Annotated in this window: 12 protein-coding genes and 1 pseudogene; 2 read left to right on the plus strand and 11 right to left on the minus strand. The window is 37.9% G+C overall.

Annotated elements, in window-relative coordinates; translation table 11 throughout:
* Window positions 1-187: 187 nt before the first annotated feature.
* The 9 genes and pseudogenes from glgA to CC204_RS05815 form a co-directional block, all read right to left on the minus strand.
* Window positions 188-1,633: a glycogen synthase GlgA gene (glgA, locus tag CC204_RS05775; RefSeq protein ID WP_088269264.1), complete on the minus strand. Its 1,446-nt coding sequence runs from the start codon at window positions 1,631-1,633 to the stop codon at window positions 188-190.
* Window positions 1,630-2,784: a glucose-1-phosphate adenylyltransferase subunit GlgD gene (glgD, locus tag CC204_RS05780; protein WP_088269265.1), complete on the minus strand. Its 1,155-nt coding sequence runs from the start codon at window positions 2,782-2,784 to the stop codon at window positions 1,630-1,632. The genes glgA and glgD overlap by 4 nt, the downstream gene beginning before the upstream one ends.
* The gene (locus CC204_RS05785) at window positions 2,771-3,916 is read right to left on the minus strand and encodes a glucose-1-phosphate adenylyltransferase (RefSeq protein ID WP_088271669.1); all 1,146 of its coding nucleotides are present in this window, start codon (window positions 3,914-3,916) and stop codon (window positions 2,771-2,773) included. Before CC204_RS05785 ends, glgD begins: the two co-directional genes overlap by 14 nt.
* A gap of 88 nt (window positions 3,917-4,004) precedes the next feature.
* Window positions 4,005-5,897, minus strand: a complete 1,893-nt coding sequence (glgB, locus tag CC204_RS05790; protein ID WP_088269267.1) for a 1,4-alpha-glucan branching protein GlgB — start codon at window positions 5,895-5,897, stop codon at window positions 4,005-4,007.
* Window positions 5,898-6,324: 427 nt separating this feature from the next.
* A complete protein-coding gene (alaS, locus tag CC204_RS05795) occupies window positions 6,325-8,964 on the minus strand; it encodes an alanine--tRNA ligase (RefSeq protein WP_088269269.1) in 2,640 nt (879 codons plus the stop codon).
* Window positions 8,965-9,334: 370 nt separating this feature from the next.
* Window positions 9,335-10,657 carry a PA2928 family protein gene (locus tag CC204_RS05800; RefSeq protein WP_088269271.1) on the minus strand — a complete coding sequence of 441 codons (1,323 nt, stop codon included), beginning with the start codon at window positions 10,655-10,657 and terminating at the stop codon, window positions 9,335-9,337.
* Window positions 10,658-10,676: 19 nt separating this feature from the next.
* Window positions 10,677-11,780: a DUF7278 family profilin-like fold-containing protein gene (locus tag CC204_RS05805; protein ID WP_088269273.1), complete on the minus strand. Its 1,104-nt coding sequence runs from the start codon at window positions 11,778-11,780 to the stop codon at window positions 10,677-10,679.
* A 161-nt stretch (window positions 11,781-11,941) separates the two neighbouring features.
* Window positions 11,942-13,294, minus strand: a complete 1,353-nt coding sequence (locus tag CC204_RS05810; RefSeq protein WP_088269275.1) for a DEAD/DEAH box helicase — start codon at window positions 13,292-13,294, stop codon at window positions 11,942-11,944.
* Between the two features lie 66 nt (window positions 13,295-13,360).
* A pseudogene (locus tag CC204_RS05815) lies at window positions 13,361-14,536 on the minus strand (VanZ family protein).
* A gap of 177 nt (window positions 14,537-14,713) precedes the next feature.
* On the opposite strand from CC204_RS05815, the gene CC204_RS05820 reads away from it, so the two are divergent.
* On the plus strand, window positions 14,714-15,037 hold the full coding sequence (locus tag CC204_RS05820; protein WP_088269277.1) for a hypothetical protein: 324 nt from the start codon (window positions 14,714-14,716) through the stop codon (window positions 15,035-15,037).
* Window positions 15,038-15,172: 135 nt separating this feature from the next.
* Complete coding sequence (locus CC204_RS05825; RefSeq protein WP_088269279.1) at window positions 15,173-15,592, plus strand: cytidine deaminase family protein; 420 nt, start codon at window positions 15,173-15,175, stop codon at window positions 15,590-15,592.
* Window positions 15,593-15,949: 357 nt separating this feature from the next.
* Here the strand turns inward: CC204_RS05825 and CC204_RS05830 are convergent, their stop codons facing one another.
* Together CC204_RS05830 and CC204_RS05835 are read right to left on the minus strand one after the other, a co-directional pair.
* On the minus strand, window positions 15,950-16,294 hold the full coding sequence (locus CC204_RS05830) for a zinc ribbon domain-containing protein YjdM (protein ID WP_088269281.1): 345 nt from the start codon (window positions 16,292-16,294) through the stop codon (window positions 15,950-15,952).
* Between the two features lie 130 nt (window positions 16,295-16,424).
* Window positions 16,425-17,267 carry a histidine phosphatase family protein gene (locus CC204_RS05835; RefSeq protein ID WP_088269283.1) on the minus strand — a complete coding sequence of 281 codons (843 nt, stop codon included), beginning with the start codon at window positions 17,265-17,267 and terminating at the stop codon, window positions 16,425-16,427.
* Window positions 17,268-17,455 lie beyond the last annotated feature (188 nt).

The raw sequence follows: 17,455 nt of genomic DNA on the forward strand, positions 1-17,455 counted from the left end.
CTCCAGCTATTCATTTCCTTAGGTTAAATACTTACACTCACCAAAACACCTCTATGGCTTTCTTTGATTATTCATTTCTCGCTAAGAGTATACCTTGTTTTTTTTATCTCGTCAATAAAAATCAATAGTCTCCAGCAATAAATCAGTAGCAATGATTCATTTTTTTCTCAGCATAGCTGAAAGCTTACTACTCTTCTTCCTTATCTACGAGTTGCTCATACAGCTCTAAATAGCTCTGTCCTGATTTTTTCCAGCTAAAATCTTTTACCATCCCCTGCTTCATCATTTTCGCCCAGACTTCTTGATCATTTTGATAGATGTTCACCGCTGTCACTGTAGTAGACAACAAAGAATCAGCATCGAACGTTGAAAAACTAAACCCTGTACCAGAGTTAGTAATTGGATCAAAAGAAATGACTGAATCTTTCAATCCACCAACCTCATGAACAACTGGCAATGTCCCATAGCGCATCGCGATCATTTGAGATAAGCCGCAAGGTTCTGCAGCTGATGGCATCATGAATAAATCGGCACCGGCATAGATCAGCTGAGCCAAAGATACATCAAACAATATATTCGCACTCAGCTTATGCGGGTATCTCTTAGCAAAAGAGCGGAAAGATTGTTCAATATCAGGTTCGCCGGTGCCTAGCAAAACAATTTGAATCTCTTTTTTTAATAAAGGAGCTAGCGCTTCTAAAAGTAAGTGAAACCCTTTTGTACGAGTCAATCGACTCACGATCCCGATCAACGGAACATCCGGTCGAAGTGGTAAATTCATTTTTTGTTGAAGCATTTTTTTATTTTGTTTCTTGCCTGCTAGATCAGAAATCGAAAAATGATAGGCGAGTTGCTCATCTGTCAGTGGGTCATATAATTGCGTGTCGATCCCATTTAAAATACCGCTTAATTTGTCTTTTTCCAGTTGCAAAATACCATCCAGCCCAAAACCAAATTCCTTAGTTTGAATTTCTTCCGCATAGCTTGGGCTAACTGTGGTCACAAGATCGGCATAAACGATTCCAGCCTTTAAATAATTGATGCCCTCATTTAAACGGACAGAACCATTATAAAAATGTTCTAACTCTAAATTAAATAGATCTGGCAATAACTCCTTGCTGTACGCACCTTGAAATTCGATATTATGAATCGTCAACATTGTTTTCACAGAATGGTAAAAGTCTGTCCCTTGATATTTTTCTTTTAGTAAAAATGGTACCATCGCACTGTGAAAATCGTTGACATGGATCACGTCCGGCCTAAACTCGAGTTTAGGCAGCATTTCAATGATCGCTAATGAATAAAAAGCAAAACGTTCCGCATCATCTTGATAGCCATACAGATGATCACGATCAAAATAATACTGATTATCAATAAAATAGTAGGTAATCCCCTTCATTACTAGGCGCTTGACCCCACAATATTGATGTCTCCAGCCTACTTCTATATAAAAATCGCAAAGCTCCTCACATTGGTTTTTATATGTTTCGGGCATCTTTGTAAAAAAAGGCAGTACAACTGAAATCTCCACTCCTTTTTGTACCAGTTCTTTAGGTAATGCTCCTGCAACATCTCCCAATCCTCCGGTTTTAAAGAATGGAGCACATTCTGCAGAGGCAAACAAAACCTTCATGCCATTTCACCTCCAATAATATCAGTGGTCACAACTTGATTTTTTTGAATGATCACTGGCCGATCTTTTGTTCCTATAATTTTTACGCCTGCTTCGATCGTGATATTTTTATCTAAAATAGCATATTCGATCTGAACGTCTTCATTGATTTTAGCATTGGCCATAATGATCGAATGTTTGATAACTGTCCCTTTTCTGATCACAGCACGCCTTGATACTAAACAATTTTCTATTTGACCTTCAATGATACAACCGGTAGCACATTGACTATTTTTCACCTTAGAATCCTGTGAATAAAAGGTTGGTACCTCGTTTTTAAGTTTTGTGTAAATTTTTTGTCCTGTATACAGTAAGTCCTTGAAATTTTTTGGATCCAGCATATCCATATTCGCTTGATAATACGAATTGACGTTATAGATGTCACTTAAATAACCAGTATATTCATAGGCAGTCGTCGTTTCTTCTTTGATTTTTTGCTGTAAAAAAGTATAAATACTTGGAGAATCCTCTTTTTTTTGCCCCGCTTCTAATTGCTTGATCAGCCAATCGGTTTGAACAATATACATATCCATACAAAGGTTTACGAACTCTGTTTCACGTCCTTGCTCATCTAATCTGTCTACGCTCAATGCTTCCGCCGAATCATTCAATTTGATAATAGAGGCATCTAAAGAAACCTTTCCTTTAGGCATTTTTTTATAGACTACCGTCATCTTATTATTTTGTTTTAGATGCTGCTTTAAGACTTTTTTGAGATCGATATTGCATAAATGATTGCTGCCTAGAAAAACTGTATACTCAGATTCAGCCTTCTGAAGATACTCGATCATTGAAGCAAAAAATGGCAACCCTTGTGCTTTTTGTTTTAAAAAGTCTTGATAAAAATACACGAAATAGCTATTTTGAACCGAATCTAAGTTCCATTCTTTCCCCCCGCCGATATGATCGAATACGGATCTAGTCTCTCCTTCATTGAATACCATTAAAATCGAATGAATATTCGCATTCGCTATACTTGAAAGAGGAAAATCGAGCAGGCGATATTTACAATCAAAAGGCAATGTATCCAGCGGTCGATTTTCGGTCAAAGGCCACAGTCCTTCAAACCTTGAAACATTTCCTAAAACAGCACACATGCTATTGGTTTTCATCTTGTTTTCCTCCCACTACTTCGGAATAGCCAACGACGTTGATTTCATTTTCTTTATGGATCACGGTATCGTCTCCGATAATGGCATTTTCTCCGATTATCGCATTTTCGATCCAGACATTCTTACCAATCGTAGCGCCTGGCATGATGACGCTATTTTTAACAGTGGAACCACCTTTTACTTCCACATTTGTCGACAGAATGCTGTTCTCAATAGTTCCTGCAACATAACATCCATCAACGATCAAAGAATGGCTGACAGATGCTGTTTCTGTTAAAAAATGCGGCGGAGAAATCATATTTTTGGAAAACATCCGCCAGCTTTTGTCTCGCATGTTCAATTCATTATCCAGCTGAATAAATTCCATACTTGCTTCCCATAAGGAGTCGATCGTCCCGACATCTTTCCAGTAACCGTTGAAACGATAAGCATAAACCGTTTCTCCCGTCTCTAAATATGAAGGGATCACATGCTTCCCAAAATCTAGCAAATGGTCGTCATCAGAAGAACTATCCATCAATACACTTCTCAACCGATCCCAATTAAAAATATAGATGCCCATTGATGCCAGATTATTTTTAGGTTCATCAGGCTTTTCATCAAATTCAATGATTCGATCCTCTTCATCTGTATTCATGATCCCAAAACGTGAAGCTTCTTTTAATGGCACTTCAATGACACCTACAGTTAAAGAAGCATCATTTGCGATATGTTCCTCCAGCATAGCTTCGTAATTCATTTTATAAATATGATCCCCTGATAAAATCAACACATATCGTGGGTCCATCTGATCGATATAGGAAATATTTTGGTAGATGGCATGAGCCGTTCCTTCAAACCATTTTTCGCCATCCGTACTAGAATAAGGATGTAAAATAGTTACACCAGAATCGATCCCATCCAAGCCCCAGCTAGCGCCATTTCCAATATGATGATTCAATGCCAGCGGCTGATATTGTGTGACTACACCTACATGTTTGATGCCGGAATTTACACAGTTACTTAAAGTAAAATCAATAATTCGATATCTTCCGCCAAATGGAACTGCCGGTTTGGCAATCTCTTTTGTCAGTTTTCCTAAACGGGTCCCTTGTCCCCCTGCTAAAATCATTGCAAGCATTTCTGTACTCATTTGTCTGCGGGCAAAAATCACCCTTCTCCCCTTTCAAGGTCTGATTATTTTACAAGTAAATCCTTGATGACTTATTCTAAAAGGTTCATTATTTGATACGAGTATTGATTTCTTTTGGTTTTATGATGATTCCTCCCAAAGCAGGAACGATCGTTTGGATTTGATACTCAAAGCTTTTGAAATTTTTTTTCTGTGTTTGGCAGTCTTGATTTTTTCTTATCCATGTCCCTCCGAACACGTTCATTTCTGTATTAAGTACTTCTTCATAGATTCCTGGAAATGGAACGCCTAGAATGAACTCTTTGTGCTCGATTGGCGAAAAATTTAAGGCGATGATCAGAAAATCTTTTTTCCGTTTTCCTTTTCGGATAAAGCTCAAAACCGTTGCTTCTGCATTGTCTGCATCGATTATTTCGATCGTCTTTTCGGAATGCTCCAACTCCCACAAGGCTTTTTCTTCTGTATACAATCGATTAATCACTTCTGTGAAATACTGCATACGCTGATTCAACGCATCATTCAAATCGATCCATTCCAACGCTTCATCATGTTTCCATTCTAAAAATTGTCCCCATTCACTTCCCATAAATAACAGTTTTTTCCCCGGAAAAGTCATTTGATACATATATAAATTCCTAAGTTGGGCGAATTGCTTATAACGATCGCCCCACATTTTATGCATCAAGCTCCGTTTACCGTGAACGACTTCATCATGGGAAAGTGGAAGAATGTACTTTTCTTGGAACATATACATCAGTGAGAAAGTCAATCGCTGGAAATTATACTTCCGAAAAGCTGCATCCATTTGATAAAAGCACAGCGTGTCGTTCATCCAGCCTAAATTCCACTTATAATCAAAGCCCAACGAGTCGTCTGAGATGTTTCCAGTAATTTTTATCTCGGAGGAGCTTTCTTCTGCAATCATGATGATCTCAGGATGCTTCTGTTTTATCACCGCATTCAGCTTCTGCAAAAAATGAAAACCAGCCCAATTGCGATGATCACCCGAGCCGATGGCAGCCTCAATCGGCTCGTCATAATCTAGATAAAGCATGTTCGAAACCGCGTCTACCCGAATCCCATCGATATGAAAAGTGTCGATCCAATAAAGGGCACTGGAAATCAAGAAGCTTTGTACCTCTGGCTTAGCTAAATCAAAGTTCAACGCACCCCAACGGATATTTTTAGCTTGTAACTCGTTAGCATATTCAAATTGGGCGCTTCCGTCAAAATAAGCCAAACTATCATCATTGATGCAAAAATGCCCAGGTACCCAATCAATAATGACACCTAGATCATTTAAATGACAAGCTTCTACAAACGCTTGAAATTCCTCAGTGGTTCCATAAATTGAACAAACAGCAAAATAACCAGTTAGTTGATATCCCCACGACGCGCCAAGCGGATGCTCCATCAAGGGCATAAATTCAATATGAGAGTAACCCAGCTTTTTCACATATGGAATCAATGTCTCCTTAAGCTCTTTAAACGTCAATGGAGTACCATCTTCTTTCACCTGCCAAGAACCAGCATGTACTTCATAGATATTCAATGGTCGTTCAGATGAATTCAGGTTTTTCTGTCTTTTTCGCCAAGTATGATCGATCCATTTTCTTTCAACTACAACTTGAATGATCGCTGCACTATTCGGTCTTTTTTCAAATGCAACAGCAAATGGGTCTATTTTATAGACTTCTCGACCATCCTTCTGTTTTACTAAATATTTATAGAGATCCCCAATTTGCGGACGTTCACTAAATCCTTCCCAAATCGCCGGTTGTTCCGTCTTTGTCAATGGTATCGAGCGGTCCCACTCATTAAAATCACCTACCAACCAAATTTGCTGCGCATTCGGTGCCCAAACTCTAAAGACAAAGCCTTGCTTGCCATCGACCGTTTTTGGATGACAACCAAAATAAGTATGGCTGGTGAAATTTTCGCCTGTTTCAAAAGATCGTGCCTGATGTTTTTCAGAACTCATTTCGCTCAACCTCACTCTCTTATAAAAATGTTGATTATTTTGATCAATGGATACCTATTTTTCTATTTTCAAAGAAATTTTCAAAAAATACTTTCGTTGAAAATATAGCCGTGAATCTACTTTCTAAGCACCTCTCTATTACATATAAATGAGACTTATTAAAATAAATCTAACAACAAAATGAAAAAAAAGAAAGAAATAGACCTCTGAATCATAAAAAACAACGAAACAAAAGAGTGCGGGACAAAACTAAAAATCAGTTTTGTTTCGCACTCTAAATCTTAATAAACGGTGGAAACAGAAGCAACTCCTTCGGAAATAAGCTGAAATTCACAAAAATTTGAAGAGCAATTTTCGTGAATTCCCTCTTATTTCTCGGAGTTTGACACTTCTGTCCCATCCTCTTCAGAATAAAAATTAATAGCTATTATTTTGTCAGCCAATTAGTGACTTCGTTCAACGCATCCACAATCCCCGCTGGATTTTTACCGCCAGCTTGTGCCATATCTGGACGTCCGCCTCCGCCTCCGCCAACTTTCGGCGCGATCGCTTTGATCAAATCTCCAGCTTTCAAGCCTTTATCATTTGCTGTTTTAGTCATTGCAGCAAGCAAGCTAACTTTTTCATCTTGTGCTGTCGCTAAAACCAATACATCTGACAATTCCTTTTGTTTCCATTGGTCAGCTAGTTGACGTAATTGATTCATGTCTTTCACGTTGACTTGTGCCGCAATGTACGTCGTACCCGCAACTTCTTTGATATCCTTGAAAATATCTCCCGCTTGTTGATTGGCTAATTTTCCTGCAAGCTGCTCATTTTCTTTTTGCAGCTCACGTAATTGCTGTTGTAATTGCTCTGTTTTTGACACAACTTCTTTTAGTTGAGGTGACTTAACGATTCCAGCAATAGTTTTCAATTGTTGTTCTTCTTCATTCATCAGTTCATAGGCTTCTTTGCTTGTTACAGCTTCGATCCGGCGAACGCCTGCGCCGATCCCTGATTCAGAAACGATTTTGAAAATACCGATATCTTCTGTATTTTTCACGTGCGTTCCACCACATAATTCAATTGAATAACCGTCAATATTCACGACACGGACTTCCTTGCCGTATTTTTCGCCAAAGAGTGCCATTGCTCCCATATTTTTCGCTGTATCGATATCCGTTTCGATCGTTTCAACTGGAAGAGCTGCCCAAATTTTTTCATTGACGATCGCTTCCATCTGCACTAATTCTTCAGGTGTCACCTGTCCAAAGTGAGTGAAGTCAAAACGTAGATGTCCAGGTGCGACTAAAGATCCTGCCTGATTTGCATGATCGCCTAAAATATCTTTTAACGCACGATGCAATAAATGAGTTGCCGTATGATTTTTCAAAATACGATTGCGCATTTTTTCATCCACATGCAGTTCATAGGTTGCTCCTTCAGTTACTGTTCCTGTCACTTGAACGGTGTGCAGGAATTGTCCGTTTGGTGCTTTTAAGACATTTTCCACATGAGCCACGATCGTTCCATTTTGATCTTTGATCGTTCCTTTATCCGCAACTTGTCCACCCATTTCAGCATAGAAAGGCGTTTCTGCAAAAATCAATTGGGCAGTACCGTCCGAAAGTTCATTCACGATTTCTTCGTCTTTTAAAATGATCAATAATTGACTTGATGCTTGTAGTTCTGTATAACCGACGAATTTGCTTTCTACTTTGATATCCGTTAAAACAGCAGATTGCACGCCCATCGATGTTTCTTTACTGCGGGCAGAACGAGCACGTTCACGTTGGGCTTCCATTTCTTTTTCAAAGCCAGCATGATCGACTTTCAACCCTTCATCCTCAGCGACTTCTTCTGTTAATTCTACTGGGAAACCATACGTATCGTAAAGTTTGAAAATGTCTTTTCCATTCAATGTATCTTCATCAGCTGATTTAACTTTAGCTAGAAGTTCATTTAAAATGTCTAATCCTTCATTGATCGTTTCATGGAAACGTTCTTCTTCTGTACGCACAACTTTTTCAATGAATTCTTTTTGTTGTAATACTTCCGGATAATAGCTGACCATCACTTCGCCAACAACTGGAACCAGTTTATATAAGAAAGCTTCATTGATGCCAAGCTTTTTCCCGTGCATGACTGCACGACGTAATAGACGACGTAACACGTAGCCACGGCCTTCATTTGAAGGAAGCGCACCGTCACCGATCGCAAACGATAATGCACGAATATGGTCAGCAATGACTTTAAATGAAATATCTGTTTGCGGTGATTGACCATAAGTGACTTGTCCACTTAATTTTTCTACTGCCTTGATGATCGGCATAAATAAATCTGTTTCAAAGTTGGTCGGCGCATTTTGAACGATCGATACCATACGTTCCAGCCCCATGCCCGTATCAATATTTTTATGTGGTAATGGCTCGTAGGAATCATCCGCTTGATGGTTGAACTCAGAAAATACAAGGTTCCAAATTTCTAAATAACGTTCATTTTCGCCGCCAGGATAATTTTCTGGATCATCTTCTGCTACATCGTTGAAGCTTTCTCCACGATCATAAAAAATCTCAGAATCGGGACCACAAGGACCTGCACCAATATCCCAGAAATTATCTTCGATGTCGATAATGTGATCCATTGATAAGCCCACTTCTTCATGCCAAATACGTTTTGCTTCTGTATCCTTTGGATAAACTGTGACATATAATTTTTCCGGATCAAACGCCATCCATTCTGGTGCTGTTAAAAATTCCCAAGCCCAGTGGATCGCTTCTTTTTTAAAGTAATCGCCGATCGAAAAGTTTCCCAGCATTTCAAACATCGTATGATGACGCGCAGTTTTCCCAACATTTTCGATATCATTTGTCCGAATTGATTTTTGCGCATTCGTGATTCTTGGATTTTCTGGAACTACTGATCCATCAAAATATTTTTTTAATGTGGCAACACCTGAGTTGATCCATAATAAAGTAGGATCATTGACAGGCACTAATGATGCACTCGGTTCGATCGAATGACCTTTTGATTTGAAAAAGTCTAAATACATTTGACGCACTTGACTACTTGATAATTCCTTCATTCTCTGATGACCTCTTTCTTGCTTTGCTTAGTTTTGTCGGTTGACGCAATAAAAAAGGCGCTCTCCATTGCAACACAAGGACGATAATTCGCGGTACCACCTTGTTTGCAATGAAGCCGCCTGACATTCATTACCTCTTAAACGATCCGATAACGCAGGATATGCGGCACTGTTTCCAGCACGATTATTAAAAGAGAGCAAAATCAACACATACGGGCATTTCTTTTCAGCCAGGAGAAATGTCTCTACATCCGCGTACTTTTGGTCAATCCATTCTTTTAGACACTTGAAATTATAAGGATTTTTGACTGTTTTGTCAATAAGCAGCCGGAATTATCCTTTTGCCTATGTCTTTGCTCAACAAAATCAGCTATTTTTGTCTTTCATTATATTGATAATCATACAGATAGAGCAGTTGCCCATTCTGTTCATCTATCTTATATTGCTTACGTCCAGTTACCGCATAGACCGCATTATTCTCCTTGAAAAGCATCACCGGATCTTCACTGTCGGTATCCTGATCCAATACAGTCCGCCAGAAAATTTGTGCTTTCTTTAAGGATACCTTAGCTAAGATTTTTTCCTTTGAATGCCGCTTTGCTTTATAAACAACAAAAGCCATATCTTGTTCGTTCATACTAGGTTCAACTTCAACGTCAAGAAAATCTGGATATAATTTCTCAAGTGCTGCTAATTCCTTTTGAGTATCTAATGAATTCCAATGTTCTTTCATGAAACCATTATACTGATCTACAATTTTTTCATAGTCAGAATTTTTGATGACCTCTTTTGTTTTTAAATCAACTTTATAATAGTGACCATCTAAGCCATAAAAATAAATCGAAGATTCATCGATGATCGCATAGTCTGTTTGCTGATAGCTTAAATTATCCTTTAGTTCTGGGATTTCTGCCAACCATTCTTGTTCAGTCAGACGGATTTTCCCCGTTGCCTCATCAATAAAATAGAGCCGTTCTTTTTTACTATCGACTGTAAATAGACCGTCCTGTGTACTGCCGATGAGATATTCCTGCCACTTAGAATGTTTTGTCCACGCCGTTTCACCCGTTTTTAAATCCACTGCAGTAATCAAAAAGTAAGTCATACTCGTAGAAATTCCAGAGCTGGATCTGCCGTTAGGAATTCGTTGTCTGATTTTATTGATGGATATCGAGTTGCCTGCTTTATTTTTCGTCACGATCGTTTGAGCATCTTGTTCAAAAACGATCCTCGAAAAAGCGCCAGCAAAAACAGTCATCACAAATGTTGCTACTAGAAATTCAACAATAAAAACCATAGTATAAATTTGTATGCTTTTTTTGACCCCTGCTTTATTCTTTTTAAACAATGAATGCAGCATAAATATAAACGTTACAAGTATCACACCATAAATGATCCCCAGCATGACATCATTAAATAACCAGCCGTTAAACTGCCACTTTTTGAAAAACGAAGGCTGTAACAAGGCTAATAGAAACGAGCCCAATAATATATTTATAACGAAAACACTGATCAGCTGAGGGATCCGCCTTTTTAAACTAACTCGTTTTAGTTTGAGATCTTTTCCTAGATCAATGAATAAACGAGTAAAATAGAACATCGACCATCCATAAAAAAGGGTCAATAAGCCATTGTGAACGATACTGTCGGTATATCTAAATAAATTCATCCAGCTGGTCAAAAATTCCTGCATAACCGTTCCTGCCTTTCACTTATAAGTCAACGATGATACTTTTACGATAAAGATATTTCTCTGGATCTAATTCTTGATCAGGCTGCACCAAATGCTCGGAACAGTAATAAGTAGACAGCGGCAGCATCTGTTCAATCAAATGACTTCCATTTGATTGAACACTCAGTTTTGAAACAGCTGGATCTTGAGTAAGTTCGTACCGATTTCTTTGTGTATCCACCACCAAGCCAAACATGTTAGAGCCATTCATCTTTTCTTTGATTTTCCTACCGGATTCATTGTTTTGTAAAAGTAACTCATTTCCCCAACGAAACAATCGTCTAGTCCCTGCTCCCACAGCAAATTCCCACTGATCCTCTGTTAAAAGATCAAACCCTTGCTGCTGTATCGCCGTTCTTAGCTGTGAATGCGTATAGGCTTTGTGATCATAAACAAAATAGCATTCCGCATCAGGAACAAATTCTAAATAAAACTGATTTTCTTCTAAAACCGTTTGAGGAAAAGACCAGGTCAAACTTTCGACTGCTGTTAGTTTAGGAAAGATGGCCTCACAAATTTTCTTTTCACAAGAAGCAAACGCTTCAACCTCTCCTTCAAAGGCACCAGTGATCGTATCGATAATGCCTAAAAACTCCGTGCCGGCTGGTAAGGCATATTTTTGCACAAACATCGCAGGAACCTCTGCTTTTCTTAGCGATGTTGTATGGTCATTAATATAAGTTGAAATGCCTTCTAGCGTATGCAAATCATAAAGCTCTTCTGGCTCAAGCCATTGAGCATTAGAATCGATTGCTTCATTCGTCAATGTTGTTTTAAATTGTGTTTGTTCAAGACTTGTAACATCAAAATTTAAAAGCTCATGAGGGCGCAATCCTTCTGCCCCTAAATCCCAACCTAAGATCGCTTTACTATTTTTAGGAATAAAAACAAATAACTCTCCATCTAGCTCAATTTCAAAAGTACGACATTTAATCCCATAGAGCTCAAAATCAACAAGCTCAATCATCGTAATATCTACTTTCGGAGGAATAAAATACATTAATAATTGCTGCAAACAAGCTGTCTTTTCAGTATCGGTCAATTTTTTCCACTGTGCCCATTCAATTTGTTCAAATAGCTCCAAAACGGCTCCTCCTCATTCCTATAAAACTGTCAGTTACCTCAAGTATACCATTGAAAAGGATTTTCATTAAGAAAAATCACCAACTGTTTCATCACATGGTGCTTCTCTTTAAAAACAAAAAAGCTGAGATAAAAGTAACGATCACCTTTATCTCAGTCTGACTATTTATAACTATTTTTTTTTGACTTTTTGGCTGTTCTTGTTTGTTGCCGACGTTCAACTTTACGCTTTTGCTTATTGCTGGCGGAAATAGCCCAATCGATTTTTTTCTTATAGCCAGGTTTGATTTTTTTCTTTTTCTTTTTAACTAAACCGATCAATGTTGGATCTTCAAGCGCATCCTTCGTTTTTTCGCGTTTTGTTCTACGGTTACGGTCATAAGTATCAACGACTTCACCGTCTTTAATTTCTTTTGGCTGGAATTTGATGCCCAGCTGCTCTACTTCTGAGATTGCTTCCTCATCGGCTGGTGAATAGAGTGTAATTGCAATTCCGTCAAGTCCGTTTCGACCTGTTCTTCCCACCCGATGGATAAAGAAATCCAAATCACTTGGCACTTCCGCATTGATTACATGGGACACGCCTTCGATATCGATCCCTCGTGCCGCTAAATCAGTAGCCACAACATATTGAAATTCCAAATCCTGAACTTGACGCATCACGCGTTTACGTTCTCTTGGAGAAATATCACCATGGATCTTTGCTACTTTTAGGCCTTGACCTTTCAAGTATTCCGTGATCTCATCCACACGCTGCTTCGTATTCGCAAAGACGATCGCTAAATAGGGATGACCGATTGTCAACAATTGATAAATCAAACGGTTCTTATCTTTGCCTTTCGTTGAAATCAACCAGTTATCGATCGTTTCAGAAATAATATTTTTTGGCTGAATGTGTTCAACGACAGGATTTTCCATATACTTTTTAAGGAATGGTTTCAATTTTTCAGGGATCGTTGCTGAGAAGACCAGCATTTGTAAATTACTTGGCAAGCGACCAGCAATTTGATCGACATCCTCTAAAAAGCCCATATCTAAAGTCATATCCGCTTCATCAACGACAAAGGCAAACGCTGTGCGTGCTTTTAAGGCCTGCTCATTGATCAGATCCAAAATTCTTCCTGGTGTACCGATCACAACATGCGGCTGCTGATTTTTCAACTTAGCCAGTTGACGCTGTTTATCAGTTCCTCCAACAAAATTAGTCACACGAATTTCTGGTTGGCTGAATTTTCCAATTTGGCTTGCTTCCTGATAAATTTGATTCGCCAGTTCACGACTTGGCGCTGTGATCAAGATTTGTACCTCATCTAATTGAGGGTTTATTTTGTTCATCAAAGGTAGTAAAAATGTATGGGTCTTTCCACTTCCTGTTTGAGATTGACCGATCACACTTTTGCCTTTTTTGATTACAGGAATCAATTTTTCCTGTACCTCTGTTGGCTGTTCAAACCCTTTATCTGCTAATGCTTCCATAATAAAATCATTGAATTGAAATTGTTTAAATGAACTCATTTTCTCACCGCTTTCTATCCTTGTTGTCTAAGTCCTCATGCATTATACCATAAAATCCATTAAGCCTTAGTCATTTTCGATCATTTTCTCTCTTTTTATCGTACTGATCGTATACGTATGACTGGCTTTTTCATAAAACAGACGTCGCTTCTTAGAAAAAAGCACATAAACTACATTTATTGCGAATAAAAATAGTAAAAATAGACAGAAAAGAAACAGCATCAGTGTGACCAACTGAAGCATCCGATTCGACGAGTTGAGTAATCCAGCTGGTCCGGAAATGAATAAGCTGATTAAACCATAGACAAAATACAAATAGCCATAGCGGACGAATAACGCTTTAAAGCTGATTCTCTCACGTCCTTCTTGTACGATTTTGATTCGTACGATCTTTTTACCAAGCGTTTCGCCATTTGTCACAGTTGGAAGGATCATAAATACAACGAAAACCATCACAAAAAACCAAATACGATCTTCCAGAAACGGATACTCTGACAAAAGAGTCCGATATTCAGGAATCAATTTGAGTAAAAAGATCAGCACACCTTGAACGATCGAAATAACAAACCAGTCGATCAAAAACGCCGCAAAACGTCTAAACAGACTAACAGACTGTCCTTTTTCATAGGCTGTTTCATCCAATTCATCTCTCGTTGGAAATAAAAAGGTCAGCATCGGTGTGATCGCATAGCCCAAGATACCGCCGAATGTATTGTTGATCAAATCATTCACATCCGCTAAGCGATAAGGCCTAGGATAAATAAAATACAGACCACTCAGTTGAGTCAATTCAAAAAATAACTAGAGCAGAAAACTAGCAAGCACAACTTTTTTAAAGGAAAATTTATAATAGTACCGCAGATACACTCCGAAAGGCATCAAAAGCAACATATTAAATACAGGCTCCAACACAACTCCTTGTTTTAATGCAGGAACAAATGTACTTGGCTCATGGATATTCAACACTGTTCCATTCAAGAAACGCTCTACAAAATAAAACGGACGTAACTCTAAATATTGACTCGTATATTGAGCAACCTCTGCTCTAGGCGGTAAGGGTAAAATAACTAAAAAATAGGCACAGAGAAGATAAAAGACAAATGAATAAAGAATAATTGCCCGCCATAATAAAAATGTGCCGTATTTGCGGTACTCTCGAATCACCAGAACAAACGAAATCGCAAATGCTAAGAATGGAAAAACGATCATTGCCGTTTTGATCGGTACTGTATAAGCTGACATGTCGACTCACTTCCTCACTTTCAGTGTAGTAGAAAATGACTACTTTGTCATTCATAATAAGTCTATTTAAGAAAAAATATATTTTGCAAATCAAAAAAATTGCAGTATGATTGAAATAGATAGCCTGATATAATTATTTAGCCCGTTCTATGAACGTTTATTCGAGGAGGTTTTTTTATGTTAAATGCTTATTTTGCTTTTGGCGTTCCTGTTTTTTTAGTCTTTTTATATATTATTTTCGCTATTATTCGGAAAAAAAGTAAGATTCATTACATCGGTTTTGTCCTTTTATTGATCGGAGTCTTTATGATGGCTTTCAGTTTTCAAGTCCTTCAAGGATTATGGACGTTAGAAGAAAATCATGCCACTGAACAACTAGAAAAATTAGGCTATTCACCAGAATTATTGTGGCTTCCACTTATTTTAGGTGCAGTGTTGGCAATTCTCAATCTCTTGAGAGGTGTAAAGAGGGTAAAGTCTTTTCGTGATGAATCCAATTAAAAAATAAATAGAAAGTATGTGGCTGGAATGAAGATACGTCTCCATTCCAGCCTTTTTTAATTATAACCCTTCATTGCTTTTTATAGTAGCCACTTGCTATAATTAAGATTATCACTAAATAACAGAGGTAAATTTATGGATATCTGGAAAACCTTGTACGAAAAAGCGAAAAAAGAATATTATCCCACAGAAGTCACCTCATTTATTTATGCGCACCATGTAGTCAGTGCTTTAGAAAGCGAAAACGGTGAAATTTACACTGGTTTTTGTATTGAAAGTTGCAGTGGCGTGATGGATTTATGTGCTGAACGGACAGCCGCATTAAATATGTATATGAATAGTGGTCAAACCGTTATAAAACGCATCATAACCTTTCGTAGTGAAGCACCTGAAGGACTGGGTGGAATGCCGTGTGGCGCTTGTAGAGAACTATTGCTACAGTTTTCTCCTAAAAATAAAGAGACAGAAATCATGGTTGATTATCAGAAACGAGAAACGATTACACTTGAAGAGTTAGTTCCTAATTGGTGGGGTTGGTCGAGATATGAAAATTAATAGGTTCTGACATTTGCTAAAAAAAACGAGAAACAATACGCTCTCGCTTTCTCCTATTAATTACGCACTATTCACATTTTTTCATGAAAATAAAATTCAAAAAATTTCTTCTGTTCCCGTTGAGCTAGGGTATTCAATTCAGTATATTTAATTCGTAAAATAGAAATGAATAGATAATATCACTATACATTTTTCATTCGAACTCCATTGGACATAGTACACAATAAAAAATATAGAGTTGCTACAAGATACAACTAACTATATATCTTGTATTATCAAAACATAAAATATCAAAAAAGAGTAACTAGATAGCTATCTAATTACTCAATGAAATCTTATAAACAAATTATCACATTCCTAATTCTTCTTCACAAATTCCGATTTCAATTTCATCGGACCAAAGCCTTCTACTTTACAATCAATATTGTGTCCATCAGCTGCATCTGCAACTAAACGAATGCCTTTGACCTTCGTTCCCTGTTTTATTGCACCACTGGCACCTTTGACTTTTAGATCTTTGATGACTGTGACATTATCACCATCTGCCAATACATTTCCATTAGCATCTTTGATTACAGCTGTTGTATCTTCAGCAGCTTCTTCTGTCGACCATTCATGTCCGCATTCTGGACAAATCATCATGCCGCGATCCTCATAAGTATAAGTAGAGCCGCATTCAGGGCAACTTGGTAAATTTTCCATTTCATTTCTCCTTTAACTAATCAGTCAGAAAGCAACCAGTTATAGCAACCTGATTGCCCTCATTCTTCTTTATTCTATCGTATTTTGTAGTGAAAGGAAAGCCCCGCGGGAAGCCGTAGTGGCTTACAACTTATTTTGCTTCTTGCCCTTTTTCTACATAGGAAAGATCATTCACACTGTCAACTGAATATTTGCCATCTTTGTAGGTGACTTTTGAGACACTCGCATTTTTTAAACCGCCATCTGGTAAGTCAGCATTTGAATCCAATTCTCCCAATAAAGTGATGATACTCATCCCGTGAGACACGACTAAAACATTATTTGCACCTTCTTTTTGAGCGTCTTTCACTAAATCATCCAACGCATTTGTCAGTCGATCAATAATCGTTTGGCTATCTTCTGCGGGCCAATTGACACCTTCTTCAACATTTTTCTTGTCTAACTTAGATAACACATCTGCAAAATCAAGAATTCCTTTATAGAAACCGACTTCCTGCATCCATTCATTATATTCTTCGAATGTTTTTCCCTGCTCTTTTGCAACTGCTGTCAGCATTTCTTCATTCATCAATCCTTCATAGGTACCAAAATTATATTCTCTTAAACGTTTGTCTTTTGTCATTTTCTTGATCATATCTTCTTGTCCATTATTTTGCAGGACTAACTCAGCCGTTTCGATCGCACGACCACTATCACTAGTTACGACTTTATCAAAGCTTACGTCCGATAACCCTTTACCTAAATGCTCAGCTACTTCAACTCCTGCTGGTGTTAAAGGTGCATCGATCCAGCCTTGGGAACGATCGACCGTATTCAACATCGTTTTCCCATGACGAGCAAGATAAATCACGACCTCAGAATTTTTATTTTCTTTCGTATCTGCTTTCTTCTCTTCTGTTGCTGTTCCACTATTACATCCTGCTAATACCATTGATACTAATGCTGCTCCAACAAACAATTTTTTCAATTTCATTTTTCTTTCTCCTTTATCCTAAACATTATTTTTTATTGAATAGAAATAACAGTAACCGTCCCTTTAAAAAAGAAAAAAAACCCAACTATCCCAAATAAAAATACTTGGTATAATCAGGTTTAGCTTGTCTAAGACAATCACTATCCACTATTCAACTAACATTAGTATAATGGATTATCAATAAATTG

It is taken from the genome of Enterococcus wangshanyuanii, from assembly GCF_002197645.1.
GTDB lineage: Bacteria > Bacillota > Bacilli > Lactobacillales > Enterococcaceae > Enterococcus_L > Enterococcus_L wangshanyuanii.